The sequence below is a fragment of the Stenotrophomonas sp. PA-6-5C genome, from assembly GCF_021605635.1.
GTDB lineage: Bacteria > Pseudomonadota > Gammaproteobacteria > Xanthomonadales > Xanthomonadaceae > Stenotrophomonas > Stenotrophomonas lactitubi.
The window spans coordinates 1-25,947 of sequence record NZ_WKEE01000068.1 but is presented as its reverse complement, the minus strand read 5'-3'; the positions used below and the strand labels follow the sequence as shown (position 1 = coordinate 25,947).

Annotated in this window: 19 protein-coding genes and 1 pseudogene; 17 read left to right on the top strand and 3 right to left on the bottom strand. The window is 65.1% G+C overall.

What is annotated here, in order from left to right; genetic code table 11:
- Positions 1–226: 226 nt before the first annotated feature.
- The 4 genes from GIW57_RS21200 (at position 227) to GIW57_RS21185 (ending at position 4,429) form a co-directional block, all read left to right on the top strand.
- A complete protein-coding gene (locus GIW57_RS21200) occupies positions 227–1,165 on the top strand; it encodes a nucleoside hydrolase (RefSeq protein WP_236512698.1) in 939 nt (312 codons plus the stop codon).
- 87 nt (positions 1,166–1,252) lie between these two features.
- The gene (locus GIW57_RS21195; RefSeq protein ID WP_010484049.1) at positions 1,253–1,495 is read left to right on the top strand and encodes a type B 50S ribosomal protein L31; all 243 of its coding nucleotides are present in this window, start codon (positions 1,253–1,255) and stop codon (positions 1,493–1,495) included.
- A gap of 296 nt (positions 1,496–1,791) precedes the next feature.
- Complete coding sequence (locus tag GIW57_RS21190) at positions 1,792–3,069, top strand: citrate synthase (RefSeq protein WP_025874217.1); 1,278 nt, start codon at positions 1,792–1,794, stop codon at positions 3,067–3,069.
- A gap of 262 nt (positions 3,070–3,331) precedes the next feature.
- Positions 3,332–4,429: a hypothetical protein gene (locus tag GIW57_RS21185; RefSeq protein ID WP_236512697.1), complete on the top strand. Its 1,098-nt coding sequence runs from the start codon at positions 3,332–3,334 to the stop codon at positions 4,427–4,429.
- A 276-nt stretch (positions 4,430–4,705) separates the two neighbouring features.
- Here GIW57_RS21185 and GIW57_RS21180 read toward each other — a convergent pair whose 3' ends face one another.
- Entirely contained in the window at positions 4,706–5,479 is a 774-nt protein-coding gene (locus GIW57_RS21180) for a helix-turn-helix transcriptional regulator (RefSeq protein WP_236512696.1), read from the bottom strand.
- Positions 5,480–5,572: 93 nt separating this feature from the next.
- On the opposite strand from GIW57_RS21180, the gene GIW57_RS21175 reads away from it, so the two are divergent.
- The 8 genes and pseudogenes from GIW57_RS21175 to GIW57_RS21140 all read left to right on the top strand — a co-directional run bounded on the left by GIW57_RS21175 (position 5,573) and on the right by GIW57_RS21140 (position 18,188).
- Complete coding sequence (locus GIW57_RS21175) at positions 5,573–6,340, top strand: alpha/beta hydrolase (protein ID WP_236512694.1); 768 nt, start codon at positions 5,573–5,575, stop codon at positions 6,338–6,340.
- A 109-nt stretch (positions 6,341–6,449) separates the two neighbouring features.
- Positions 6,450–6,815 carry a NirD/YgiW/YdeI family stress tolerance protein gene (locus GIW57_RS21170; protein WP_100460228.1) on the top strand — a complete coding sequence of 122 codons (366 nt, stop codon included), beginning with the start codon at positions 6,450–6,452 and terminating at the stop codon, positions 6,813–6,815.
- 292 nt (positions 6,816–7,107) lie between these two features.
- Entirely contained in the window at positions 7,108–7,614 is a 507-nt protein-coding gene (locus GIW57_RS21165) for a CS1 type fimbrial major subunit (protein ID WP_236512692.1), read from the top strand.
- 51 nt (positions 7,615–7,665) lie between these two features.
- Positions 7,666–10,330 (top strand): annotated as a pseudogene (locus GIW57_RS21160) (TcfC E-set like domain-containing protein).
- A 20-nt stretch (positions 10,331–10,350) separates the two neighbouring features.
- Complete coding sequence (locus GIW57_RS21155) at positions 10,351–11,460, top strand: CfaE/CblD family pilus tip adhesin (protein WP_329605778.1); 1,110 nt, start codon at positions 10,351–10,353, stop codon at positions 11,458–11,460.
- A gap of 17 nt (positions 11,461–11,477) precedes the next feature.
- Positions 11,478–12,185: a pilus assembly protein gene (locus GIW57_RS21150; RefSeq protein WP_236512689.1), complete on the top strand. Its 708-nt coding sequence runs from the start codon at positions 11,478–11,480 to the stop codon at positions 12,183–12,185.
- Positions 12,186–12,248: 63 nt separating this feature from the next.
- A complete protein-coding gene (locus GIW57_RS21145; RefSeq protein ID WP_236512688.1) occupies positions 12,249–17,381 on the top strand; it encodes an ESPR-type extended signal peptide-containing protein in 5,133 nt (1,710 codons plus the stop codon).
- A gap of 69 nt (positions 17,382–17,450) precedes the next feature.
- A complete protein-coding gene (locus GIW57_RS21140) occupies positions 17,451–18,188 on the top strand; it encodes a hypothetical protein (protein ID WP_236512687.1) in 738 nt (245 codons plus the stop codon).
- Between the two features lie 76 nt (positions 18,189–18,264).
- On the opposite strand, the gene GIW57_RS21135 is transcribed toward GIW57_RS21140, so the two are convergent.
- Both GIW57_RS21135 and GIW57_RS21130 read right to left on the bottom strand, forming a co-directional pair.
- The gene (locus GIW57_RS21135; protein WP_100460222.1) at positions 18,265–18,909 is read right to left on the bottom strand and encodes a hypothetical protein; all 645 of its coding nucleotides are present in this window, start codon (positions 18,907–18,909) and stop codon (positions 18,265–18,267) included.
- 301 nt (positions 18,910–19,210) lie between these two features.
- A complete protein-coding gene (locus GIW57_RS21130) occupies positions 19,211–21,637 on the bottom strand; it encodes a penicillin-binding protein 1A (RefSeq protein ID WP_236512685.1) in 2,427 nt (808 codons plus the stop codon).
- Between the two features lie 217 nt (positions 21,638–21,854).
- On the opposite strand from GIW57_RS21130, the gene GIW57_RS21125 reads away from it, so the two are divergent.
- The 5 genes from GIW57_RS21125 to GIW57_RS21105 form a co-directional block, all read left to right on the top strand.
- On the top strand, positions 21,855–22,913 hold the full coding sequence (locus GIW57_RS21125) for a pilus assembly protein PilM (RefSeq protein WP_032951624.1): 1,059 nt from the start codon (positions 21,855–21,857) through the stop codon (positions 22,911–22,913).
- Complete coding sequence (locus GIW57_RS21120; RefSeq protein ID WP_236512684.1) at positions 22,913–23,797, top strand: PilN domain-containing protein; 885 nt, start codon at positions 22,913–22,915, stop codon at positions 23,795–23,797. The genes GIW57_RS21125 and GIW57_RS21120 overlap by 1 nt, the downstream gene beginning before the upstream one ends.
- Positions 23,794–24,450, top strand: a complete 657-nt coding sequence (pilO, locus tag GIW57_RS21115; protein ID WP_236512682.1) for a type 4a pilus biogenesis protein PilO — start codon at positions 23,794–23,796, stop codon at positions 24,448–24,450. Before GIW57_RS21120 ends, pilO begins: the two co-directional genes overlap by 4 nt.
- On the top strand, positions 24,447–24,983 hold the full coding sequence (locus GIW57_RS21110) for a pilus assembly protein PilP (protein ID WP_236512680.1): 537 nt from the start codon (positions 24,447–24,449) through the stop codon (positions 24,981–24,983). The genes pilO and GIW57_RS21110 overlap by 4 nt, the downstream gene beginning before the upstream one ends.
- A gap of 21 nt (positions 24,984–25,004) precedes the next feature.
- On the top strand, positions 25,005–25,947 hold a 943-nt coding region (locus tag GIW57_RS21105; RefSeq protein ID WP_236512679.1), incomplete at its 3' end, for an AMIN domain-containing protein.

Sequence of the window (25,947 nt, the reverse complement as noted above, 5' to 3'; positions counted from 1 at the left end):
GGGGTGCGGGGGAGTGAGAGCCAGGGATGGCGCGCCCGAGCCTACAGGGATGTATTCACGGCGTCCCCCGCAACCGGGCCCACCCCGCCATCCCACGGAATGCCAGCTTTTGCCGTTGCCGTTGCTCCGGCCTCTGCGGGTGCAGGGCGCAGCCCTGCCGAACCCCCATACTTGCAACGGTCATCTTCCCGGTCCACACTTCGTTGCCGATCTGAAGACGGCAACGATGACCAAGAAGATCCCGCTGTTGATCGATACCGACCCCGGTGTCGACGACGCACTGGCCCTGCTGATGGCCTTCGCCGATGAACGTCATGACGTGGTCGCCCTGACCATCGCCGCCGGCAACGTAGGCCTGCAGTACACCGTCCGCAACGCGCTCAAGCTCTGCGACATCGTCGGCCGCGCCGACGTGCCGGTGTTCGCCGGCAGCCCCGATCCGCTGCTGCATCCGTCCGTTGACGCCGCCCACGTGCATGGCCGCGATGGCTACGGCGACGTGGACCTGCCGCCGCCGAGCCGCCAGGCCGATGCCGAGCACGCCGCGCTGGCGATCCTGCGTTTGTCGCACGAACATGCCGGCGAACTGATGCTGGTGATGCTCGGCCCGCTGACCAACCTGGCGCTGGCGCTGAAGCTCGACCCGACGCTGCCCCAGCGCATCAAGCGCATCGTGGTGATGGGCGGCGCAGTCACCTGCCACGGCAACATCACCCCCGCCGCCGAATTCAACATCGCCTTCGATCCGGAAGCCGCGCACGTGGTGTTCACCGCGTTCCCGCACCTGCTGGTGTCGGACTGGGAAGCCACCGTTGCCCACGGCCTGCCGCTGGCCGAAGCCGAGCAGTGGCTGGGCGCCGATTCCGATCGCGCGCGCTTCTACGAGCTGATCTCGCGCAAGACCCGTGGCCTGTCCGAAGACAGCAAGGGCGGGCGCTGGTACACCGCCGATGCGCTGGCCATGGCCTGGGCGTTGAACCCGGAAGGGCAGCTGCAGGTCGAGTCGCGGCCGCTGAATGTGGAGCTGAACGGAACGTTCAGCCGTGGCGCCACCATCGTCGACTGGAACCGCCAGACCGGCCAGCCGGACAACTGCGATCTGCTGATGGCCTACGACCAGGGGCGTTTCGAGGCCCTGGTACGCCAGGCCCTGGGTGCGGACTGAGATCCGCCCCGCGCACTGGTTGCCCCGGGCGGCAACCAGTGCTTATAATGCCGCTCTTGACCACCAGCCCATTTACGGTGTGAGCCCATGAAGGCCGATATCCATCCGAACTACCGCGACGTCGTCTTCCATGACGTCACCTCCGATTTCAAGATCCTGACCCGCTCGACCATGGCGACGAAGGAAACCATCAAGTGGGAAGACGGCAACGACTACCCGCTGGTGAAGGTTGAAATTTCCTCGGCTTCGCATCCGTTCTACACGGGCAAGCACAAGGTCATCGACACCTCGGGCCGTATCGACAAGTTCCAGAAGCGCTACGCGCGCTGATACGTCGTACCCGGTTCGAACCGACGGCCGCGCTCTGCGCGGCCGTTTGTTTTTGTCCAGCGCCTACCCAACGGTCGTTTGGATGGACGGAACACTGCGTCCTTGTGACAACGCGTTTGCCGATCCAGGCCGCTCGCTGGCAGGGTGCCGGCTGCCTGTCGTCTACGACTTCTGTCTAGCGCCCGGCAAATGCTGCTGTGCGATAATGACCTGATCCCCGGCACAGGCCGAGGACGTCATTCACGTGCCTGACCAATGCGCTTGGGCAGGCGCCTTCCCATGAAGGAGCGCACACAGTGTCCGATCTTGATCAGGTCACGCTCAACGCCGGCGATAAGTCGGTCGTTCTGCCCGTCATCAAACCCACCCTCGGCAACGACTGCGTCGACATCGCGAAGCTGACCAAGGAAACGGGGTATTTCACCTACGATTCCGGTTTCACCGCGACGGCCAGTTGCAAGTCTGCCATCACCTACATCGACGGCGACAAGGGCGTGCTGCTGTATCGCGGCTACCCGATCGAGCAGCTGTCGGAGAAGTCGAGCTACGTCGAAGTGGCCTACCTGCTGATCAACGGCGAGCGCCCGAGCGCCGAGCAGCTGAAGGCCTTCACCGACGAGCTGGCTGCCGAAGCCAACGTCGATGAGTCGATCAACACCCTGATCGGCAGCTTCGCCAAGGATGCCCATCCGATGGCCATCCTGACCGCCGCCATCGCGCAGCTGTCGGGCATCTACCATGCCTCGCTGGACCTGTCCGACGCCGAACAGCGCCGCCAGGCCGCCGTGCGCCTGATCGCCAAGGTGCCGACCCTGTCGGCGCTGATCTACCGCCATGGCAAGGGCCTGCCGGCCAACAAGCCGGACACCTCGCTGGACTACGTCAGCCGCTTCCTGAAGCAGACCTTCGAGTCGGCCGATGGCAAGTACGAACTGAACCAGGACGTGGTCAAGGCGCTGGATCTGCTGTTCATCCTGCACGCCGACCACGAGCAGAACGCGTCGACCTCGACCGTGCGTCTGGTCGGTTCGACCGGTGCCAACCCATACGCGTCGGTCGCCGCTGGCGTCACCGCGCTGTGGGGACCGGCTCACGGCGGTGCCAACGAAGCCGTGCTGAAGATGCTGGAAGAGATCGGTTCGGCCGACAACGTCGAATCGGCCGTGCTCAAGGCCAAGGACAAGACCTCCGGCTTCCGCCTGATGGGCTTCGGCCACCGCGTGTACAAGAACTTCGACCCGCGCGCGAAGGTCATCGGCGAGATGACCGGCAAGGTGCTCAAGCAGCTGGGCGTGCAGGATCCGCTGCTGGACGTGGCCGTGAAGCTGGAACAGGCCGCGCTGCAGGACGAGTACTTCGTCGCCCGCAAGCTGTACCCGAACGTCGATTTCTACAGCGGCATCATCTACAAGGCGCTGCAGATCCCGACCGAGATGTTCACCGTCATGTTCGCCCTGGGCCGTACCTCCGGCTGGGTCTCGCATTGGCTGGAACAGCAGGTCGACCCGGAAATGAAGATCGGCCGTCCGCGCCAGGTCTACACCGGCCACGACGTGCGCGACTACCAGGGCTGATCGCCCCGCGTAGTTTGTGCTGAAGACGCCCCGCAATCGCGGGGCGTTTTTTTTTGCTTCTGGTAGATGCCAACCTTGGTTGGCACGTGTACGTCATCCTCCAAAAAATCATCCACGCATGGCGTGGATCTACTCGGCTCTTGGCACGATGTTCTTCGCGCCAAGAGCGCGTGATTCAAGGGTCTCATCAGCTTCACAAGCGCTCGCGCAGCCTCAGGACACCAACTGCACCCGCAGCACCTGATACGGAGCGTTCGACCCCATGAGTACCCGATTCGACCCACCCGAGCGCGGCCCGCTTGGTCCCGACGTCGCCACTGTCGTCACCACTCCCATCGTGCCGCCCACCAGCGAAAGCGCGGTGTCATGGGGCGCCATTTTCGCCGGCGCCGCTGCGGCCGCCGCACTGTCGCTGATCCTGCTTATCCTGGGTGTTGGCCTCGGCCTGTCCTCGGTATCGCCGTGGTCGTTCGAAGGCGTTTCCAAGGAAACCTTCGGCTGGACCAGCGTCGCGTGGCTCACCTTCACCGCGCTGGCCGCTTCCGGTCTGGGCGGCTATCTGGCAGGCCGCCTGCGCACCAAGTGGACGCAGATCCACGGCGATGAAACCTACTTCCGCGACACCGCGCACGGCATTGTGTCGTGGGCCGTGGCCACGCTGCTCACTGCCGGTCTGCTGACCTCGGCCATCGGTGGCGTGCTGGGCGCCGGCGCAAAGGTGGCCGGTGCCACCGCAGGCGCCGCGGTCTCCACCGCAGGCGTTGCTGCTGCCGGTGTCGGCACGGCGGCTGCCGGCGGTCAGGAAGGCGACCTCAACTACTGGGTGGATTCGCTGTTCCGCAACGCCACCCCGCCGGGCCCGGACGCCGCCGGTGCACCCCCGGCTCCGCCGGCACCGGGCGCAGCGCCGGGCAACGGCCCGATGGGCCCTGCCGCACCGCCGCCGCCTCCGGCCGCCGTCAGCGTTGGCCCACGCGATGCCCGCATGGCCCCGCCGCCGCGCCCGATGCCGGGCAATGGCCCGATGGGGGACCGCCGCGAAGTCCGTGCCGAAGTGAACCGCATCATCGTCAACAGTCTGCAGGGGGATGGCCTGGACCCGGCCGATACCCAGTACCTGTCGCAGCTGATCGCGCGCGAGACGGGCATGAGCCCCGCCGAAGCGCAGGCCCGTGTGACCGACGTGCAGACCCGCATGCGTGCTGCGCTGGAAAAGGCCAAGACCACCGCCAAGCAGGCTGCCGACGATGCCCGCAAGGCAACGGCCTATGCCGCGCTGTGGCTGTTCATCACCCTGCTGATCGGCGCGTTCTTCGCCAGCCTCAGCGCCACCTGGGGCGGCCGTCGCCGCGACCTGTAATCCGCATCTGATGCAAGGAGACCTGCCATGAAGACACTTCTGCTCTGGTTCCTGGGCGTACCGATTCCACTGCTGATCCTGTACGCGATCTTCTTCTGAGAACGTGTTGTTGAGTGAGACCCATCAGGCCGCCGCGAGGCGGCCTGATGCCATCCGGTTGTGCGTGAGCATGTGTAGCGTCGAGCCATGCTCGACCCATGCGCGCAGCGCGAACAGCAGTCGAGCATGGCTCGACTCTACAAAAGCAAATCACGGCAGCCAGACGCCGGCCCGGTGCTACGCCTCCGCGTACCGGCTCGGTGAACATCCCAGCACACGCCGGAAGGCCGCAGAAAACGCACTGGGGCTTGCATAGCCAAGGTCCAGCGCGACACGGGTCACCGCTTGGCCCTGTCCCAGCCGCTCGATGGCCACCAGCAGGCACACCTGTTGCCGCCACTCGGCAAAACCCACCCCCGTATCGGCGCGGAACAGGCGCGTGAACGTGCGCCGGCTCATGCCTGCCTCGGCGGCAACATCATCAAGGCGGGCCGCCAGTGAGGGAGTATCGAACAGGGCACGACAGACACGTGCAAGGCGTGCATCGGCAGGCAGCGGTGCATGCAGGGAAAGCACCGGCATAGATGCGATTTCCGCCACCAGCAACTGCATCAGTTTGCCTGCACGCCCGTCCTCGTCATACAGCGGGGGCAGGTCCACCGCCGCCTCCAGCAGCTGCTGCAACAGCGCAGAGACCGCGAACACTTGGCAGTGCTCCGGCAGCGCCACTGCGTCGGCCGCCTCGGCGGAGAGAAAAGCATTGAGCATCGTCACCGGCCCCCGCATGGTCATCTCATGCGCCAGGCCTGCAGGCACCCAGCAGGCGCGCCGTGGCGGAACCAGCCAGCGCCCCTGCGGCGTGGCCACACTGATGGTGCCGCGCGCAGCGAACGCGAACTGTCCGCGCCGATGGGCATGGCAGGGAAACGTGGACTCGGCTGCGTAGTCATTCGAGGTGACCACGACATCGCGTGGCAGGTCTTCGTAGGGATCAAGCAGCGAGTTGCGCATGGCCCGGATTCTATAGCGGTTGACCCGTCATCGACGGTGCCACTGACGTGCGATGCCTAGCATCGGGGATTCCCCCAACTGCACTGGAATCCCATGGCCAATACCTTTCATCGCGTGGGGCACGGATCGCACCCTGTCCTGGTCGTGCACGGCTGGTTCGGCGACGCGCATGCGTTCGAGCCCATCGAGCCCTGGCTGTCGCGCGACGACTTCAGCTACCTCTTCATGGACTGCCGCGGCTACGGCGGCATGCGCGATGCGCCCGGCGCGTACACCATCGACGAGATCGCCTCCGATGCGCTGGACCTGATGACGTCCCTCGGCCACGAACGCTTCAGCGTGGCAGGTCATTCGATGGGCGGCATGGCCATTGAACGCATGGCGGCGCTTGCGCCGGAACGGGTGTGCGGCATGGTGGCCATTGCGCCGGTGCCCTGCGGCGGCATTGCCTACGACGCCGCGACGCGAGGCCTGCTCGAAGCCGCAGCCGGAGACGTAAGCATCCGCCGGACCATCATCGATCGCAGTACTGGCGGACGGCTGCCGGCGCAATGGCTCGACTGGAAGGCCGCGTATTCGGTGGCACATGCTTCACCTGCAGCATTTGCTGCCTATCTTCCAGCGTGGGCGGATACCGATTTCAGCAATGAGATCGTCGGCACTCATCGGTTGAAGGTGCTGGTGGGTGGGTACGATCCCACCTTCAACCGTGCACTGATGGAGCGCACCTATCTGCGCCGCTACCGGCAGGCCATGATGGAGGTCCTGCAGGATGCCGGGCATTACCCGATGAACGAGACGCCGCTGGCCCTGGTGGCGGCCATGGAATCGTTCCTGAAAGACGCGTCGGGTCCGGAATGAATGATTTCTGACATGGGATGTCGTTTTCACATCTTTTCGGATCTATTGCATGGGCATCACATTCGAGGCGATAGAACCTGAGGGTACTTATCCCTGCATGGAGAACACCATGAACCGACGACTCACCCTCGCGCTCTTTGCTACCTCCTTGAGCCTGCTCAGCGCTGGCGCCTATGCCCAGTACACTGGCCCCGGCGCCACCAGTGCCGTCACCACGGTGGCCGAGGCGCGCGACCAGCGTGACGACCAGCCAGTGGTGCTGCAGGGCACGCTGGTGGCCAAGATCGGCCACGAGCGCTACCGCTTCAAGGACGCCACCGGCGAGATCGATGTGGAAATCGACGACAAGGATCTGCCCAGCCACCAGGCCGTCAGCGCGACCACCGTGGTGGAGCTGCACGGTGAAGTGGATACGCACCGCTTCAAGCCCACCGACATCGACGTGGATCATGTGCGGATCGTCGGCACGCGTTGAGACGGCGGCATTGCACCCGTACGTCGAGCATGGCTCGACTCTGCAAAGTGCATGCCGCGCAATGAGGTTTGTTGCAAAGACCGAATGAGGAAGTTTGCATAACCCTCAAACATTGAACGCCTTCAAGGAATCTCCTTAACGTTCAGCTATTTAGGAATGCTTGAATGGCCGGCGAGGGGTAGGCATACCTACCATTCTCTCGTCGGCCGCACCCACCTCTGCGGACGGCGCTTCCCTCCCTTTCTCCTTGGGGAGGGGAGCTTTCATATCCCCCTGTCCGAGAGAGACAACCATGCACGCCATTCTGAAGAAGGCCACGCTCGCTGCAGCGCTGGCCACCGTTTCGCTGTCCGCCCATGCATTCGACGCCGACATCAAGGTCTGGGCCAATGTCGACCCGACCCTGGCCCTGCTCAAGGCCGATGGCACCGCGCTGGATTCGGTCGTCAACATGGTCCACAACCCGGTCACTGGCCTGGTGCCGTGGTCGCAGCAGGTGCGCGTCTACTCCAACGATGAAGACAAGGACATCGAAGTGCGCGTCGGCAGCACGCCGCAGCTGCTCAACACCGATGGCAGTGGCGCACCGGTGCCGCTGACCGTCAGCCTCAACGGCAAGGCGCTGACCGTGGCCGCGCAGGACTTCGCCGCCTCCGACCTGTTCGACGGCGCGCTGCAGGGCGCATCGATCCCGATGCCGCTGCGTATCGCGCAGACCAACCAGGCGCCGATCGCCAGGGGCGGCACCTACGAGGGCATCGTCACCATCGCCATGCAGCAGAAGACCACCAGCCCGTAAGGCGCCCGCGCCGGCCCGCTCGCCGGGCCGGCCGCTTCCGGTAACACCCCCATGAAATCTCCCGCACCCGCCGCCACCCGGCTGGCGGTCGCGCTCGCCCTGTCGTTGGCCACGCCCCTGGTCGCGGCGCGCGGCGTTCCCGCCGGTTTCGAGGATCTGGTCGAAGGCCAGACCGAACAACTCGAGGTACGCCTGTTCGGTCGTTCGACCGGGCTGGTGCCGGTGCGCGTGACCCTGGAACACGTGCAGCTGGAGGCCCCGGCCGAGGCGCTGCAGGCATTGCAGCTGCCCGCCGAGGCACAGGCTGCGTTGCTGCTGGCGCTGTCGCAGCCGCTGCCGCGCAACAGCCATCTGGCCTGCCGTTACGGTGGCGCCAGCGCCGGTTGCGGTTACATCGATCCCCCCGAGGAGCCCACCGCCGTGCGCGCGCTGTATGACGAAGGCGAGGGCGCCGTGCGCCTGTTCGTCGCCCGCCAATGGATTCCCGGCGAACCGGCCGCCGAGCGCTACCACCAGGTCAGCGCCAATGCCGAAAACGCCTTCCTGCACCAGCACACGCTCAATGTCAGTGGCGGCCGCGGCTACCAGTCGCTGGCCGCGCAGGGCATGGGTGCGCTGGGCGTGTTCCAGCGCGGGCACCTGTCCGCCGACTGGACCTTCAGCCAGCAGCACTACCGCGGTGGCCGTGCCAACCGTGATTTCCAGCTGGACAACGCCTACTACCGCCATGACCTGGGGCAGCAGCACTACCTGCAGGCCGGGCGCATGGACCGCCGCAACCTGAGCAGTCCGCAGGGCGGCACCTTCAGTTTCAGCATGCTGCCGATGGACCGCTTCCAGGGCCTGCGCCTGGGTACCACGCAGGCCTACGTGGATTCCGCTGCCGCCGTGCAGGCCACGCCGCTCACCGTGTTGCTGGCGCGCGATGCACGCGTGGATGCGTTCGATGGTGAGCGCCTGCTGCAGACTTTCTACCTGCAGGCCGGTATCAACCAGCTCGATACGCGCCGGTTCCCGCTGGGCAACTACACCATCACCCTGCGCATCTACGAAGACGGCGTACTGGTGCGCAGCGAAGACGCGCCGTTCGACAAGGGCGGCGACTGGACCGACAGCAGCGTGCAGTGGTTCATGCAGGGCGGCCGCCGTAACGAGCGCCGCAGCGACCGTTTCAACGACGAGCTGGCAGCGATGGCCGGCCTGCGCGTCCCGGTGTCGCGCAACGTGGCAGTGACGGCTGGTGTCGCCGACCTCGGCGGCTTCAGCTACGGTGAACTGCGGCTGGACCTGCGCCATGGGTTCGCCACCCAGGAGATCCGCACCACCTTCAGCGGCATGCACGGCAGCGATGGCAGCCGTGGCCAGCAGCATCAGCTTTCGTATCGTCGCCGTGCCTCGTGGAACGTGTACCACCAGCGCATGCGTGGCCGCGCCTGCCAGTTCGAGGACGATGCGCGCGACCGGCTCGGTTGTGCTGATTCGCTCAGCGCCTCGATGGCGCTGCCGGTGGCTGGCGGCAATGCCTATCTGGCCTACACCCGTCGCCAGACCTGGCGCGCAGGCACCGTGCAGCCGGGGCTGGGGGATGATCCGATGGCGGGGCTCGACCCGCTGCTGCCGCCGTGGATTCCGCAGCTGGGGAGAGTTCAGTGTCTCCGGCCGGATCGGCGTGTGGCAGCAGACCAGTGGCGGTGGCCTGCGCGATGGCCGCGACCGCGGCATCTATTTCAACGTCAGCCTCAATCGCCTGCAGCGCGGTGACCGCGGGAGCTCGCAGCGTCGCTACGGCCTGGATGTGCGCCAGCCGCAGCACGCACGACCGGACGTCAACTACAGCGCCGGCCAGACCCTGCGCCAGGAGTACGAAGACCAGTACCGCGAAGTGTCCGGCGAACTACGCGGCAACAACAACGAACGCTACAGCGCCACGCTGAGCGGGCAGCTGCAGAACCGCATCGGCCAGACCGGTGCCACGGTATCGCGCTACCAGCACCAGGGCGGCAACGAGGTGGCGTACAGCGCCACACACAGTTCCGGCCTGGCCATCGGCTCGCGCGGGCTGTACTGGGGCGCAGGCGTGGGCGCCGATGCCGGGCTGGCGGTGCAGGTGGACGGCACTGACGATCTGGACCTGACCGGCGTTGCCGCCGAACTGCAGGTAGGCGGACTGCGCCGGCAGCGGCTGAAGCTGGGCGAACGCCGCCTGCTGCCGGTGTCCGCCTACCAATCGCACCGCGCCGAGGTGCAGGACGCCAGCGCACTGGACAGCATCGCCGCCGTGCGCGTGAGCGGTGTGGGCGGGGCGCGCCCGCTGTTCCTCTCGCCTGGGCGGCTGGTGCGCATGCCGGTGCCGATTGAAGTGACCTACACCTTCATCGGCAACGCCCACGACATCGCCGGTGCACCGCTGCGCGGCGCCCGCATTCTCAACGCGCCAGTGCCCGGCACCGGCAGCAATGGAGGCTTCGTGGCCGACTTCCCACGACGCGAGAAGACGCTGTACCTGCTGCAGGACGACCGGCTGCTGCACTGTCCGCTGCAGGTGCGCGAGCGCCGCAGTGTGGTGATGCTGGTGGGCGCCGTGCAGTGCGAACCGCTGGCCGTAGCCCAGTTGCCTGCTGATATCCGGCATCAGGCGCGAGTGACGCGACTGCTGCAGGAGCAGGCGTTGATTGCCGCCACGCCTCAGACCGCGGCCGCGGGAGGTGTGCAGTGAACCGGCGGGTGTGGTGGGTGATGGCGGTGTTGTGTGCGCTCGTGGTGTTGGCGCCGCGGGCGATGGCGCAGCGGCCGCCTGATCAAGATCCGATTGACATCAGTCAGGACATCAGCATGGCTTGGGACCGCTCAGCCTTACCGGGCGACATCGAACTGCTGCCGCGGCGGACGCTCCTAGCCTACGAGAGGGCACTGACTCTGTCATATGGGCAGCTATACATGACTTGCTCCTCAAACTCTAACTCGTCTTCAGGAAGATGCCCGGAGTCAGATACGGGGGAACTGCCCTCAGGGAAGAGTAGTGCGATTCCGCTTCGCTTCACTGAGCAGCGGAGTGGAATGGAGATTGATGTAGAAGCGCGTGGCGACCTGTTTCGCATTGCAGCAACTCCCGCATGTGAGTCGGACTACTGGGCCACGACACCCAGGCCGCTGTGGTCTTCAAGTGCTCCAGAGTGCAACTTCCTGATGCCCGCAGGAACTGGCGCCGAAATTCGCATACCGCCATCCGAACTGGAGAAGTTGGTTGCGGGTCGATGGACGGCACGTCTGGTACTTGCGTTAAGGAAGCCTCCACATCAGCAGCTCGCGACCTACTCGTTCAAGTTCGACTTCACCATCACCGACTACAACGCAGTCTCCATCTACTTCCCGCTGTTCGATCAGGTCACACCACACGTCGGCCTGAATCTGCAGTACGACCCGCTCGCACAGACCATCGGCGGCCGAACCCAGCTCGACATGTGCCTGTACGACGGACTGGGTTCGCAGAGCCAGTACCTGGGCGTCACCGTGCGCGACAGCAGGCCACGTCCTCCGGGGCCTTCCGGCTATTCGGTCTGGCATACCGACGGCGGCAGCGACGCCACGCAGCGCGTGGACTACACCGTCACCCTCGATCACAACGGCAGCACCATACCGTTGCGCAACGGCGTGGAGCAACTGCTGCACGGCATCGATACCGCAAAGCTGCGCCTGGTGCTGCTGCCCGGCATGACCCAGCCGGTGTTCTGCGTGCCCACGCCACTGACGCTGGATACCCCCCGCGTGCCGGTCAGCAGCAAACGCCCCGGCTACTACGACGGCGATCTCAAGGTGGAACTGCGCGTTCCCACTGTCACGCCCTGATTCCCATGGAGCCCCCGATGAAGCCTCTCATTCGCTGCCTGCTTCCCTTGTCGCTGCTGATGGCGATGCCTGCCCACGCCAACCTCACGGTGCATCCCATGCGCACGTCGGTCGACGTGAAGAAGGGCGCACAGATCCGCATCTACTCGCAGTCCACCCAGCCGCAGTACGTGCAGGCCTCGATCAAGCGCATCGTCAATCCGGCCGGTGCAGAAGAACACGAGGTCGAGGTCGAGCCCGGCGAAGCGGCCATCGCCATCACCCCCGGCAAGTTCGCTCTGGCGGGTGGCGGCAATCGCCTGATCCGGGTGATTCCGCTGCAGCCGGTTGAGAAGGAAACCGCCTACCGCGTGTACTTCGAAGGCGTGCGTGGCCCTGACGCCATTGAGCGCGCAGGCGAGGGCGAGCGCGCACAGGCCAATGTCGGCGTCAGTCTGATATGGGGTGCACTGGTCAATGTGCTGCCCGCGCAGCCGGCCATGGCGGTGCAGGTGGAAGGAAACCGCCTGCGCAACACCGGCACGGTGCGCGTGGGCATCACCAGCATCGCCGACTGCGATGGCGCCCGCTGCACCGCGCACGACGTTTCGCGAAGCCTGTACCCGGGCAGTGCGTTGGAACTGCCATTCCCCGTACAGCCGGGACACACGCTGCAGATGCGTTACCGGCTGACCCGCGATGGCTATCGCGAGCACGTACAGACCCTGGCGCCCGGCGCCGGTTGATTACCCAGCCCCGCCAGCGGTGCTGGTGGGCTTTCACTTGAACTGGCTGTTAAGGAGTAAGCAATGAACCGTATCTACAGACGTGTGTGGAATCGAACCCGTCAATGCTGGGTTGTTGCCAGCGAACTGGCGTCGACCGGAGGTAAGCCGCGGTCAACGGCTGCGGGCGCAGTGTTGCTTGGGCTTGTTCTTGCGGTTCCCTCAGCAGAAGCTGGCGACATCATTGCGGCTGATGAGTGCGATGAATCCATCTGGCAGGCGCTGTGCCTGAACGCGGAGGTGCGCGCAGGATCTTCTTCTGCATACTCGTTGTTCGCAGCTACGCCACGTGCAGGCGGACTTGCGTTGGAACTTGGCTATCAAGCCAAGGCCAATGGCTATGGAAGTTCGGCAGTGGGTCCTAATGCGCGGTCCGAGGACTTCTACTCCACCGCGTTCGGTTGGAGGGCGCTTGCCGGTGCATCCTACAGTGTTGCTGCAGGTTCCAACGCTCAGGCAACCGAGTCCTTCACCATAGCGATGGGCAGGGATTCAAAGGCATCCGCCATGAGTGCAGTTGCTATTGGCGGTCAGGCCGCCGCCAGTGGACGGTCATCGGTCGCACTTGGAAGTTCTGCTGTTGCCTCAGCCGAGACCGCACACGCGCTTGGCTACCTCAGTCAGGCAACTTCACAGTACGCGACCGCAGTGGGGGCCGTCTCCAAGGCATTCGGTGCATACTCAATCGCAGTGGGGAACCATGCGACGGCCATTGGCGATGACGCCATCGCAATTGGACGAAGTGCAAGGACAGTGGACAGTTCCGCTGGCATCTCGCGAATTGCCATCGGTGGTGGGGCGTTTGCCGGGACAGGCGGCTACACAGGAGCCATCGCTATTGGTGGTTCTGCCAGTTCCGAGTACGACGGGATTTCAGTTGGCTACGGTGCGAAAGCAGCAGCCTCCGGAAGCATCGCGCTTGGATCACATTCACTGGCCAACGAGGCCAACTCCATCTCTGTTGGCAATGGTTCGATCAAGCGGCGCATCGTGAATCTGGCCGACGCACGACTGTCGACAACTAGTACCGATGCGGTTACCGGCAAGCAGCTCAATTCCACCAACACCAACGTGACCAGAGCCCAGACCGCTGCCGATTCAGCGAAGACGACAGCCGCGGCAGCACAGTCCACGGCCAACACGGCCAACACCAATGCCAGTACTGCACTGGCCAAGGCCAATGCGGTCAGCGGCCTGGTCAGCCAAGTCTCGGCCAGTGGCAACGTGCGTATTGGCGGCGAGAACACCGGTACCGTGTTGGATGTGCGCAACAAGTCCAACGCTGTTCGCAGCATCACCGGCCTGAAGGATGGGGCGCTGAGCACGACCAGCACCGAGGCGGTGACGGGTAAGCAGCTCAACGCGACTAATACGAATGTCAGCAAGGCGCAGGCAGCAGCCGACGCAACGGCCGCGCGGCTGAACGCCAGCGCCGTGGCGCTGGGCGCGGGAGCTGTCGCGGAGCAGGCCAGCTACGGCATCAGTACTGCGCTGGGCAACAACGCAAAGGCCTACAACGGAAAGAGTGTGGCCATGGGCGCAGATGCCCGCGCGACGGTGGACGACGCGGGTAACAAGATCAGTGGCAACGGAGGGGTGTCGATCGGTGCTGGCACCCGCAGCGGCAACGGTGCGGTGGCGCTTGGGCTGGATGCCGTCGCAACGGGTGATCGAGGTGTTGCCGTCGGCCATGAGGCGTCCGGCAAAGGCGCGCACGCAACGGCACTGGGCTTCCAGAGCAACGCGTCGGCCAACCAGGCCACGGCGGTCGGGCGCGGCGCCGTAGCCAGCAGCCTGTATGCCTCCGCACTGGGTAATCAGGCGAGTGCTACGGCGCAGAGCGCGTTGGCCCTTGGTGATCGCGCCAATGCGACGCATGCGGGTGCGGTTGCGCTCGGTAATGGCTCAGCCACGACTGCCACCAATCAGGTGTCGGTGGGCAATGGCTCGTTGAAGCGCAAAGTGGTCAACGTGGCCGATGCCGCCTTGAGTACGTCCAGCAGTGAAGCGGTGACCGGCAAGCAGCTGCATGCCACCAACACCAGCGTGGCTTCTGTGAAGGCGACCGCGGACGGTGCGCAGGCGCGCGTGGCGGTACTGGATGGCCTGGTGGGGCAGGTATCGGCAAGTGGAAACGTGCGGCTGGGCGCAGACAACACCGGTACCGTCGTCGACGTGGCCAACAAGAGTGGTGCCAAGCGCAAGCTCCAGAATCTGGCCAATGGCGTGCTCAGTACGTCCAGCACGGATGCAGTGACCGGGCAGCAGCTCAATGCCACCAATAGCGAAGTGACCAGCGTGCGCACCGCCGCAACCGCGGCCAAGACGGCGGCCGATGCCGCCCGCGGCGTGGCCGATGGCGCTGTGCAGAAGGCTGATGCCTTGGGCGGACTGGTGGGCCAGGTGTCTGCCAGTAGTAACGTGCGTCTGGGTGCGGAGAACACTGGGACCATCGTGGATGTCGCGAACAAGACCGGAGCCAAGCGACGCATCTATAACATTGCCAACGGCACGCTGAGTGCGGGCAGCACCGATGCGGTGACTGGCCAGCAGCTGTTTGCGACCAATACCACGCTGGAGACGCAGCGACAGGCTCTGGCTGGGCATGCGCAGCAGCTGACGGATCAGGACGGGCGTATCGCTGACAACCGGGTCGAATTGGATGCGCTGCGTACGGACTTCGACAACTTCGATCCGGATCTGGATGGTGTGGTGAAGTTCAGTGCTGACCGCCGGTTGGTGGACATGGCGGGCGCCCGCGTATCGGGTGTGGCGGCGGGGGATATCAGTTCTGCGACCAGCACGGATGCGGTGAATGGCGGGCAGCTGTTTGCTACGAACCAGAAGATCTCGGCACTGGAAGGGGCCGGTAGGTTCATTGCTGTAGGTGCTGGTGGCGATCAGGAGAAGGCGTCGGCGGGAAGATTCTCTGTAGCCATGGGAGATTCTGCATCGGCGTCCGTCTCTGGTGAGGGAGGAGTCGCGGTTGGCGGCTACGCCGTTGCGGGTGGTACCAACTCTGTCGCAATAGGGCGAGCTGCGTCGGTTCGTGACGGTGCGACCGGCGCCTTCGCACTCGGAGTCAGGTCATTGGTGGAGGCTGAAGGGGGGCTTGCAGTTGGTGCTGAAAGCCGCGTGCAGTATGGGGCGCTTGACAGCGTGGCTATTGGTAGCCGCTCCTTGGCGTCGGAAGAGTTTACTGTTTCATTCGGTCATGACGATCTTCAGCGTCGGCTTGTTAACGTCGGTAGAGGCATCGGCGATTCCGATGCAGTGACCATCAGCCAGCTTGCCGAATCCGTATCAGGGCTGGGTGGTGGCGCAGGTCTGGATGGGAATGGATCTTTCATCTCCCCGACCTATGGCGTACAGGGCAGTACGCAGAATAATGTCGGAGACGCCCTCGCTGCACTCGATGGTGCAGTGGTCAGGTCCGGTAGCCGTGTAGAGAGCATCGAAGGCCAGTTGCGTGCGATGTTCCAACAGTCGCCCTCGACCCGGGCGGATGGAATTGGTCAACTGAATCTGGCAGGTCCGCAAGGTATGGTTCTGTCGAATCTTGCCGATGGGCGTATTGCTGCAGGTAGCCGTGATGCGGTGACTGGTAGCCAGCTGTATGCAGCCAAGCAGGATATCGCTCGAAACAGGAGCGAACTGAACGCACTGCTTGATGCAGGCACATCTGGTGCCTCAACTGCCGAGTACGCATACAGCGTGATCGACTACGGCGGTGCAACTTTGACCGGTGTATCAGATGGCGACCTGTCATCTTCAAGCAGAGACGTTGTGAACGGTGGGCAGCTGTTCTCCACCAACATGCGCGTGCGAAAGCTGGAGCAGACAGGGCGTTTTCTGAGCGTCGGTTTTGACAGTCTGAGCAATGATGCCGAGGCCGGTTTCCTCGGAGTCGCATTGGGCGATTCTGCAAAGGCGTCCGTCGGTTCTGAGGGTGGTGTGGCCATCGGGAGCTATTCGATTGCAGGTGGGCATAGCTCGGTTGCACTTGGCCGGGGATCGTACGTGGCCGGTTCTGCTGAGAGAGGGTTTGCCCTGGGCGTTGGTTCGAATGTCTACGCGAATGAGGGCGTGGCCTTCGGCGCGCTGAGTCGTGTGGTAGCAGGCGCTGATGGAGCGCTAGCGTTGGGGTCCTACTCAATCGCGACCGAATCGAATACGGCTTCATTCGGCAACGGGTCGGTTAAGCGGCGTCTGGTGAACCTTGGTCGTGGCACTGGTGGGCATGATGCAGTCACCGTGGCACAGCTGAGAGAGTCGCTCACTGCACTCGGGGGTGGTGCGCGTATCGATGAAAATGGTCGTGTTGTCGCCTCCGTCTACAACGTACAAGGCGGTACGCAGAACAACGTCGGGGATGCCCTTTCCGCACTTGATGGCGCGGTGGTCAAATCTGATAGTCGCATGGACCGCGTCGAAACCCAGCTCCGTTCGGTATTTCAGGAAACGCCCTCCACCCGCAGCGACGGCACCGCCCAGCTCACCCTGGCGGGCGCCAACGGCATGGTCATCTCCAACGTGGCCAACGGCCTGATCGCGGCCGGCAGCCGCGAGGCGGTCAACGGTGGCCAGCTGCACGCCGTGCAGCAGCAGCTCAATGGCCGCATGGATGGCCTGGAGCAGCGCGTGGATGGCCAGCCGCAGTCGCGTGCGCTGGCTACGGCTTCGGCCGCGCCCACCGAACAGGTCACGCCAATGCCGGAAACCAGCGATTCGCCGCAGGTTGCCTCGGCAGGCGAGGGCACGTCGCCTACGCCGCAGCCGAAGTCGAAGAAGGACGACACGCCGTCGCCCACGCCGCAGGTCGATACCGCTGAACTGGAGAAGATGCTGGCCCGCGCCAACGAATACACCGATGGCGCCATCAGCAATTTCGAACGCCGCCTGGACAAGATGGACAAGCGCTTCAACCGCATGGCCGCGATGAGCAGTGCGCAGACGGCCATGGCCATGAACACCGCTGGCTTGGCCACCTACAACCGACTCGGCGCGGGCGTGGGCTACGCCGAGGGCGAGTCGGCCATGGCGGTGGGTTATCAGCGCGTGCTCAACGACAAGGGCTCAGCCACCTTCAGCCTCAATGGTGCATTCACCAACAGCGGTGAACGCAGCATGGGCGTGGGTGTGGGCATCGGCTGGTAAGCCATGGCGCCCCGGTGTGGTGCGCGTAACGAGCCCCGCCGCGCCGGGGCCATTGCAGAGGAAATTGCGATGTACAACTTCATGAGCCGCTTCATGACCTACCGGCGCTACTACGTCTGGCGCGCCCGCATCCGCTACGTCACCCACGACATGGATACGTGGACGCTGGCGTGCCTGGTGCTGATGATCTGCATGGGGCTGATGGTGTGGGGGTTCTGGCGCGTGGTGAACGTGCCGCAGCCGCGCATCCATCCGGAAGCCGCCGCCGTGCGGGTGGAAGTGCTGACCGACGAAGCGATCCATCGCATCGTGCTGGTACGTCACGGCGGCACGACGCCGGGTCATCCTTTCTACAGTGCCGCGGAGATCCGCGGCAGCACACAGCGCACGCTTCGGGTGCGGCAGACGCTGCAGGACCCGGTACCGATGAAGTTGCAGGCGGACATGTACGCGGACATCGCCGATTACATCAACGCTACCGGTGCCTGCATGCCTTTTCCCTGCCGCCGCGTGAGTTTCCGCATCGAACAGCTGCAGCGGTCGGGGCACGAGAGTGCTGTACGCAACAAGGCACTGGCCGAGATCCTGCAGGTGCCGTGGTACCTGGTGCCGAATCTTGATGGCGAACGCATGCGCGTGCGCAGTGGCTGGGCGGACGATTTCCAGGACGTGTACTCGCACGCCTGGAACCTGCATGACCTGCAGAAGATGCATGCGCGCATGATGGCCGAGTACCCGTACCGTGCTGCGGTGCCGTGGCTGGCACGATTGGCGACCCCGTCCGAGGAAAAGCTGATCTTCCCGTAGCGCCGAGCCATGCTCGGCTGCTCTCCGCGCAGATCGCGGCAGCCCCGAGCCGAGCATGGGCTCGGCTCTACGCCGGTCATCCGCCGATATAGGCGGTGATCTCCATTTCGGCCAGCAACTGCCGCAACTGCGTGGCCGACGCCCTGCGCATGGGCTTCTCATCCACCGGCGACAGCGGCGCCTGGCGCAGGGCGTCGTAGGGCAGCACGGCCAGGTCGAAGGTCAGTTCTTCGGCGCTGAACACCCACACCGGCACGTCCAGGTTGCGCTCGCGGTCCAGCCGCAGGCGCCGCGTACGCGATTCGGCGGGGATGCGATGTTCGTCCAGGAAGCGATGCACGGCCTCCGGGTCGTCGCTGTGCAGGTGCAGCTGCACGGGGCTGTTGGCATCGGCAGTGCCGTCAAGCACGGGTCCGGCCAGGCGCGGCGAGAAGCCGTGCAAAAACTCCAGCGCACGCAATGCGGACTCGCGCCGCCGCTGCAGTTCGTTGCCGTGTTGTGGGCCGGAGAACAGCCGCTGGTACTCGCGCAGGGCCTGTTCGATCTCGACGTTGCGGGGCAGCGAGGCGTCGTCGTGGATGCCGAGGCGGCTGGCGGCCTTGAGTTTGGCCTGGTGGAAGTCGCGGATTCCGCCTTCGGCCATCAGCCGGGCGGCTTCGTGGGCGAGGCGATGACGCCGTTCGCGGGTCTGGCTGGCAGCATGCTGGTGAGCGCGGTGCATGCGATGACTCCCTGTTGCGACCTGGCTACAGACTAGCGCAGGCATGTGACATCTGCGTGGGTATTTGAACCGCATCTGGTAGATGCCGACCTTGGTCGGCACGGGGCGCCAACCAAGGTTGGCGACTACCAGGGCCGGGCGGGGCCAGGCCATGCCCGCAGAGTCCTTCGGCTGCCGGATGCAATCGCTTTGGTAGATGCCGACCTTGGTCGGCACGGGGCGCCAACCAAGGTTGGCGACTACCAGGGCAACGCCGGGCCATCGTGCCAACCAACGGTTGGCACCCACCGCACCTGCACCTTTAGAAGATATCGAACGCGGCTGCGTCGGCCTGCGGGGTGCTCTGCAGGTTGAGGTCGTAGTCGGTCAGGCGGTCCATGTCTTCCACCTTCACCCACTCCACCGCGCCGTTGAGGGTGGCCTGGACCATGCCGCTCGGTGGTTCGTTCTGGGCGATCGGGGTGTCCTTCAGCGCGGTGCGCATGTAGTCGATCCAGATCGGCAGGGCCGCCTTGCCACCGTATTCGCGGTAGCCCAGCGAGCGGAAGTCGTCGCGGCCCACCCACACGGTGGTCACGTACGGGCCGCCGAAGCCGGAGAACCAGGCGTCACGGTGATCGTTGGTGGAGCCGGTCTTGCCGCCCACGTCCTCGCGGCCAAGCACCTTGGCCTGTGCGCCGGTACCGCGCTGGACCACATCGCGCATCATCGATACCAGCTGGTACGCGGTGCGCGCGTCGATGGCACGCGGTGCGGTACGCGCGTCCGGGTTGACCGGTGCGGCCGGCGTTTCGGGCTTGGCTTCCGGCTTGGCGGCGGCGGTGGCGTCAACCTTGGGGGCTGGGGCGCCGAAGTTGAAGCCGTCCACCACCTGGTTCACCGGCTGGTCGCTGCTGCCGGCGCAGTCGCGGCAGGCCATCGCCGGGTTTTCCTTGAACACCAGGTTGCCATCGCGGTCGAGCACCTGGTCGATCAGCCAGGTGTCCACGCGCGAGCCGCCATTGGCGAACACGGCATAGCCGCGAGCGACCGACAGCGGCGTCAGCGAGGCGGTACCCAGCGACATCGACAGGTTCGGCGGCAACTCGGATTCGGCAAAGCCGAACTGGCTGATGTACTTGCGCGCGTAGTCCACGCCCATGCCATCAAGCAGGCGCACCGAGACCAGGTTGCGCGACTGCACCAGCGCCTCACGCAGGCGCATCGGGCCACGGAAGCCACCGCCGTCGTTCTGCGGCGCCCAGGTCTTGCCGCGGCGGTCGCGGAACACGACCGGGGCGTCGAGCACGATCGAGGCCGGGTTGTAACCCTTGTCGAAGGCGGCCGCATACACGAACGGCTTGAAGCTCGAACCCGGCTGGCGACGGGCCTGGGTGGCACGGTTGAACTTGTTGCCGGAGAAGCTGAAGCCACCGACCAGGGCCTTCAGTGCGCCGCTATGGGCGTCCAGCGAGACCAGTGCGGACTGGCCGCGCGGCAACTGGTCGAGCAGCCACTCGCCCTCCTTGGCACCGGCGCGCACGCGCACGATGTCGCCGCGCTGCACCAGCTTGGCCGGGCTCTTGTTGGTCCACTTGGCGGCGCCGGCCGGCAGCACGATCTCGCTGCGGTTGGCCAGCACCACGGTGGCACTGCCGTCGGCGCCGGTGCTGGCGACGATCGCCGGCAGCAGGCCGGCCTGGCCGAACAGGCCGCGCAGGTGTTCGGCCAGTGCGGCGGTGTCATCACCGGCGCCCAGCTGTACCTGCTTCTCGACGCCGTGCCAGCCATGACGGTGGTCGTACAGCAGCAGGCCATCGCGCACCGACAGGTTGGCGGCGGTCTGCAGCGTCGCGTCGATGGTGGTGGTGACGTGGTAGCCCTTGTTGACCACGTCGCCGCCGAAGCGGGCGATCATTTCCTGGCGCACCAGCTCGGCCACGTAAGGCGCATCGACCTGCACCGGCGGCTCATGCGCGGTGGCGTGCATCGGCACGGCCTTGGCCGCGTCGGCCTCGGCCTGGCTGACGAACTTCAGGTCGGCCATGCGCTGCAGCACATAGTTGTCACGGCGCTGGCGGGCGCGCTCCGGGTTGGAGATCGGGTTGCCCGAGGACGGGAACTTGGGGATGCCGGCCAGCGAGGCCATCTCGTCCAGGTCCAGTTCGCCCAGCTTCTTGCCGTAGTAGAACTCGGCGGCGGCGGCGACGCCGTAGGCGCGGTTGCCGAAGAAACTCTTGTTCAGGTACAGCTCGAAGATCTCGTCCTTGCTCAGCTCGGACTCGATCTTGCGCGCCAGCAGGATCTCGGCCAGCTTGCGGGTGTAGCTGTACTCGGAGCTGAGGAAGAACTGGCGGGCCACCTGCTGGGTGATGGTGGAGCCACCGGGCACGCGCTTGTCGTTGGTGGTGGCCAGCAGCCACACCGCGCGGCCGATGCCCTTGTAGTCCACGCCGCCGTGCTCGTAGAAGCGGGCATCCTCGGTGGCCAGGAACGCCTGCTTCAGCTTCTCCGGCACGTCCTTCATGGTGATGGGGGTACGCCGGGTCTCACCGAACACCGCCATCAGCTTGCCGTCGGCAGCGTAGACGTACATCGGCTCCTGCATTTCCACGTCGCGCAGGGTCTGCACGTCGGGAAGCTTGGAAGAAACGGCGTAGTACAGGCCGCCAACGGCGGCCGCTCCGACCAGCGCCAGGACCAGGACAACAAGAAAGATCCAGCGCAGCCAGCGGCGGAGACGGGTCATCGGTGTCAGATTCCGATTGCGAATTTCGTGGTCGCAGAGTATAGATTACGCAAGGTGGCGGCTGGGGCCGGCACTGGGGAGTGCAAGGGGACGCCAGGGGCTGCGTGTTCATCCTGTGAGGGATGTCACAGCAGGGCGGTTGCCATTTGCTAAGAATACGTTATTAATGCGCGGACGCAGCTCTTGCGTCCAAGTGCCCGTCGGCAGGGGAGAAACCGTGGGGCTCATCCCAAAAAGTCAGTCGCCGCTTATTGGCGTCGACATCAGTTCGACTGCGGTAAAGCTGTTGCAGCTTTCCCGCAGCGGCAACCGTTTCCGTGTGGAACATTACGCCGTGGAACCGCTGCCGCCGAACGCGGTGGTGGAGAAGAACATTGTCGAAGTGGAGGCCGTGGGAGAGGCCATCCGCCGGGCGATGAACCGTTCCGGCAGCAAGGCCAAGCTGGCCGCTGCGGCCGTGGCTGGTTCGGCGGTGATCACCAAGGTGATCCCGATGCCGGCCGACCTGGACGAGAACGACATGGAAGCCCAGATCGAGCTGGAAGCGGTCAACTACATTCCGTATCCGATCGAGGAAGTGAACCTGGACTTCGAGGTGATCGGGGCGATCCCGAACAACCCGGAAATGGTCCAGGTGCTGCTGGCAGCCTCGCGTTCGGAAAATGTGGAACTGCGTCAGTCCGCGCTGGAACTGGGTGGCCTGCAGGCCAAGGTGATGGACGTGGAGGCCTTCGCGGTCGAGAACGCCTTCGCCCTGGTGGCCAGCGAACTGCCGGTTTCGGCCGAGGGCGTGGTTGCGCTGGTCGATATCGGCGCCACCATGACCACCCTCAACGTACTGCGCGGTGGCCGCAGCCTGTACAGCCGCGAACAGGTGTTCGGTGGCAAGCAGCTGACCGACGAGATCATGCGCCGCTATGGCCTGAGCTACGAGGAAGCCGGTCTGGCCAAACGCCAGGGCGGGCTGCCGGAAAGCTACGAGATGGAAGTGCTGGAGCCGTTCAAGGAAGCCACGGTGCAGCAGATCAGTCGTCTGCTGCAGTTCTTCTACGCCGGCAGCGAATTCAACCGCGTCGATCACATCGTGCTGGCTGGCGGCTGTGCCGCCCTTGCAGGCCTGCCGGAGATGGTCGAGGAACAGCTGGGCGTGCCGACCGTGGTCGCCAACCCGCTGGCACAGATGACCCTGGGGCCGAAGGTGCAGGCGCACGCGCTGGCCCAGGACGCCCCCGCGCTGATGATCGCGACCGGTCTGGCGCTGAGGAGCTTTGACTGATGGCGCGCATCAATCTATTGCCCTGGCGCGCCGAACGGCGCAAGCAACGCCAGCGCGAGTTCGGCATCATGCTGGGTATGGCCGCCCTGGGTGGCCTGCTGCTGTCGCTGTTGATCTGGTTCTACTACGACATGCAGGTCAGCGGGCAGAACGATCGCAACGCCTACCTGCAGACCGAGATCGACAAGGTCAAGGAGCAGAACAAGGAAATCGACCGCCTTGACGAGCAGAAGAATCGATTGCTGGCCCGCAAGGCGGTGATCGAGCAGCTGCAGGCCAAGCGTTCGCAGATGGTCCACCTGTTCGATGCACTGGTCCGTACCATCCCTGATGGCGTGGTGCTCACCGCCCTGCAGCAGGAAGGTGACGTGCTGACCCTGGAAGGTCGCACCCAGTCCAATGCACGCGTTTCGGCTTACATGCGCAACCTGGAAGTCTCCGGCTGGATGACCAATCCGGAACTGGCGATCATCGAGGCGCGTGAACCGGACAAGGACAAGGACGGACGTGCAACTGGTCCGGTGACCGACATCAAGGCATTGCCGTATGTGTTCAAGGTCAAGGTCAAGCTGCCCGCGCAGAGCGAGGAAACAGCGACGACCCCGGGCCTGAACCCTGATGGCAGTGTGGCTGGCACCGCGCCGGCCGCACCGCCGGTCGCACCGCTCAGTGCCGGGCCCGACGCTGCGGCGCCTGCCGCTGCTGCACCGCCTTCGGGATCGACTCCGGCATCGCCACCGGCAGCTACGCCGGCGACTGCCCCGCAGGCACCAGCACCGGCGGCACCGCCAGCGCCGGCGGCACCGGCAACCAAGCCTGAGGGCAGCCGCCTGGCGCAGCCGCCGCAGGCCTTCCACGCCCCGCTGCAGGGGGATCGCGCATGAGCAGGAAAGTCGACATCAAGAACCTTGATTTCAACGACATCGGCAACTGGCCGAGGAACGCGAAGATCGTGTTCTGCTCGCTGATCGCCCTGGTCATCATGTTCGTGCTGTGGATGCTGCTGGTCAGCGGCAAGCGCGAGGAACTGGCCGGGTTGGAATCGAAGGAGGTCGAGCTGCGCACCCAGTTCACCAAGGAACAGGAACGCGCGGTCAACCTGGAACCGCTGAAGCAGCAGCTGGCACAGATGGAGCAGGTGCTGCAGCAGATGCTGCGGCAGCTGCCGAGCAAGACCGAAATGCCGGACCTGATCATCGACATCTCGCAGACCGCGCTGTCCAGCGGCCTGTCCAATGAGTTGTTCGAGCCTGAGCAGGAGCAGATCAAGGAGTTCTACGCCGAGAAGCCGATCAAGCTGCGGATGGTGGGCAGCTACCACCAGTTCGGAGCCTTCGTCAGCGGCGTGGCCTCGTTGCCGCGGGTGGTGATCCTGACCATGCACGACATCAACCTCAAGCCCAAGGACAAGACCGGTGGCAACGTCCGCGCCGGAGCCCTGGAACTGTCCGGTACGGTCAAGACCTACCGTTACCTGGATGAGGCCGAGGTCGAGGCACAGCAGAAGGCTGAAGCGGGCAAGGAGGCGAAGAAGTGATCCGTTCCTTCATTGCACGTGGTGGGGTGGTGCTGATGGTGGTGCTGCTGGCCGCCTGCGGCCGTGGCGTGACCAGCACGCCGGGTGATGCACCCAACCTGGAAAAATGGGTCGAAAGCGAGCGTGCGCGACCGGCGCAGCCGCTGGAGCCGCTGCCGGTGATGCAGCAGTTCGAGACCTTCGAATACTCCGCGCAAGGCATGCGCGATCCGTTCACCGATGCCTGGACCAACCCGCAGCAGGGGAATGGGGGACTGCGGCCAGATCCGAACCGGCGCAAGGAGCCGATGGAAGGCTTCCCGCTGGACGCGCTGGACATGGTCGGCACCATCGGAACAGGCGCCGGCACCGTGGCGCTGGTGATGGGGCCGGACAAGGTGACCTATCGGGTGCGTCCCGGCGGTTACCTGGGGCAGAGCGACGGGCGGGTCACCGCGGTCTTCGAAGACCGCGTGGAGCTGATCGAACTGGTGCCGGATGGCGCGGGTGGCTGGCTGGAACGTCCAGCAACACTCGCGCTGGAAGATCAATGATCGTTTACTGGGGATAGCACGATGACCTTTCACCAAGCCAAGGGGCTGCGTCCCATCCGGCGCTTCACCTTGAACCGCATCAGCGCGCTGGGAGTCGCGTTGATGCTGGCCTGCGCTCCGGCGCTGGCCGCCGCACCGTCGGAAAAACCGACCGGCACGGCGCTGGCGGCGACGCCGGCCGCTGCACCGGCAGGCCTGTCGGTCTCGCGCATCGACTTCAAGCGTGGCGATGACGGCGCGGGCCGCCTGATCCTGCAGTTCGACGGCCAGGGCGCCATGCCCGACCTGCGCAGCCAGGGCAACAGCGTGGTTGTCGATGTCGGCAACGCGCGCCTGCCGGCCAACCTGCAGAAGCCGATGAACGTCACCGACTTCGCCACACCGGTGCAGCGCATCGACGCCAAGCCGTCCGGGGCCGGCACCCAGCTGGTGCTGAGCACGGGTGGTCCGGTCGAGTCTCTGGCTTACCAGAGTGGCAACGAGTATGTGGTGGAGATCAGCCCACGGCAGGCGCAGGCCGCCGTCGGCGCAGTCACTGCCGGCAGCGTGACCCAGGCCGCCAAGGGCGTGCCGCAGCGCGGCTTCGCCGGCAAGCCGGTGACCTTCAACTTCCAGGACGTGCCCGTGCGCACCGTGCTGCAGTTGATTGCCGAAGAGTCGAATCTGAACGTGGTGGCCTCCGACTCGGTGCAGGGCAATGTGACCCTGCGCCTGGTCAACGTGCCGTGGGACCAGGCGCTGGATATCGTGCTGCGCGCCAAGGGCCTGGACAAGCGTCGTGACGGCAGCGTGGTATGGGTTGCGCCGCAGTCCGAGCTGGCCAAGTTCGAGCAGGAGAAGGAAGACGCGCGCATCGCCATCGAGAACCGCGAAGATCTGATGACCGACTACGTCCAGATCAACTACCACAGTGCCACGCAGATCTTCAAAGCGTTGACCGAGGCCAAGGGCATCGGTGGTGGTG

Bases quoted from the DNA above. Each gene is read 5' to 3' on its own strand.
- GIW57_RS21150 (WP_236512689.1), top strand. From the start codon at position 11,478: ATGAAGCCTCTCATTCGCTGCCTGCTTCCCTTGTCGCTGCTGATGGCG.
- GIW57_RS21200 (WP_236512698.1), top strand. From the start codon at position 227: ATGACCAAGAAGATCCCGCTGTTGATCGATACCGACCCCGGTGTCGAC.
- GIW57_RS21120 (WP_236512684.1), top strand. From the start codon at position 22,913: ATGGCGCGCATCAATCTATTGCCCTGGCGCGCCGAACGGCGCAAGCAA.
- GIW57_RS21165 (WP_236512692.1), top strand. From the start codon at position 7,108: ATGCACGCCATTCTGAAGAAGGCCACGCTCGCTGCAGCGCTGGCCACC.
- pilO (WP_236512682.1), top strand. From the start codon at position 23,794: ATGAGCAGGAAAGTCGACATCAAGAACCTTGATTTCAACGACATCGGC.
- GIW57_RS21145 (WP_236512688.1), top strand. From the start codon at position 12,249: ATGAACCGTATCTACAGACGTGTGTGGAATCGAACCCGTCAATGCTGG.
- GIW57_RS21180 (WP_236512696.1), bottom strand. From the start codon at position 5,479: ATGCGCAACTCGCTGCTTGATCCCTACGAAGACCTGCCACGCGATGTC.
- GIW57_RS21135 (WP_100460222.1), bottom strand. From the start codon at position 18,909: ATGCACCGCGCTCACCAGCATGCTGCCAGCCAGACCCGCGAACGGCGT.
- GIW57_RS21185 (WP_236512697.1), top strand. From the start codon at position 3,332: ATGAGTACCCGATTCGACCCACCCGAGCGCGGCCCGCTTGGTCCCGAC.
- GIW57_RS21170 (WP_100460228.1), top strand. From the start codon at position 6,450: ATGAACCGACGACTCACCCTCGCGCTCTTTGCTACCTCCTTGAGCCTG.
- GIW57_RS21155 (WP_329605778.1), top strand. From the start codon at position 10,351: ATGGCGGTGTTGTGTGCGCTCGTGGTGTTGGCGCCGCGGGCGATGGCG.
- GIW57_RS21195 (WP_010484049.1), top strand. From the start codon at position 1,253: ATGAAGGCCGATATCCATCCGAACTACCGCGACGTCGTCTTCCATGAC.
- GIW57_RS21140 (WP_236512687.1), top strand. From the start codon at position 17,451: ATGTACAACTTCATGAGCCGCTTCATGACCTACCGGCGCTACTACGTC.
- GIW57_RS21130 (WP_236512685.1), bottom strand. From the start codon at position 21,637: ATGACCCGTCTCCGCCGCTGGCTGCGCTGGATCTTTCTTGTTGTCCTG.
- GIW57_RS21175 (WP_236512694.1), top strand. From the start codon at position 5,573: ATGGCCAATACCTTTCATCGCGTGGGGCACGGATCGCACCCTGTCCTG.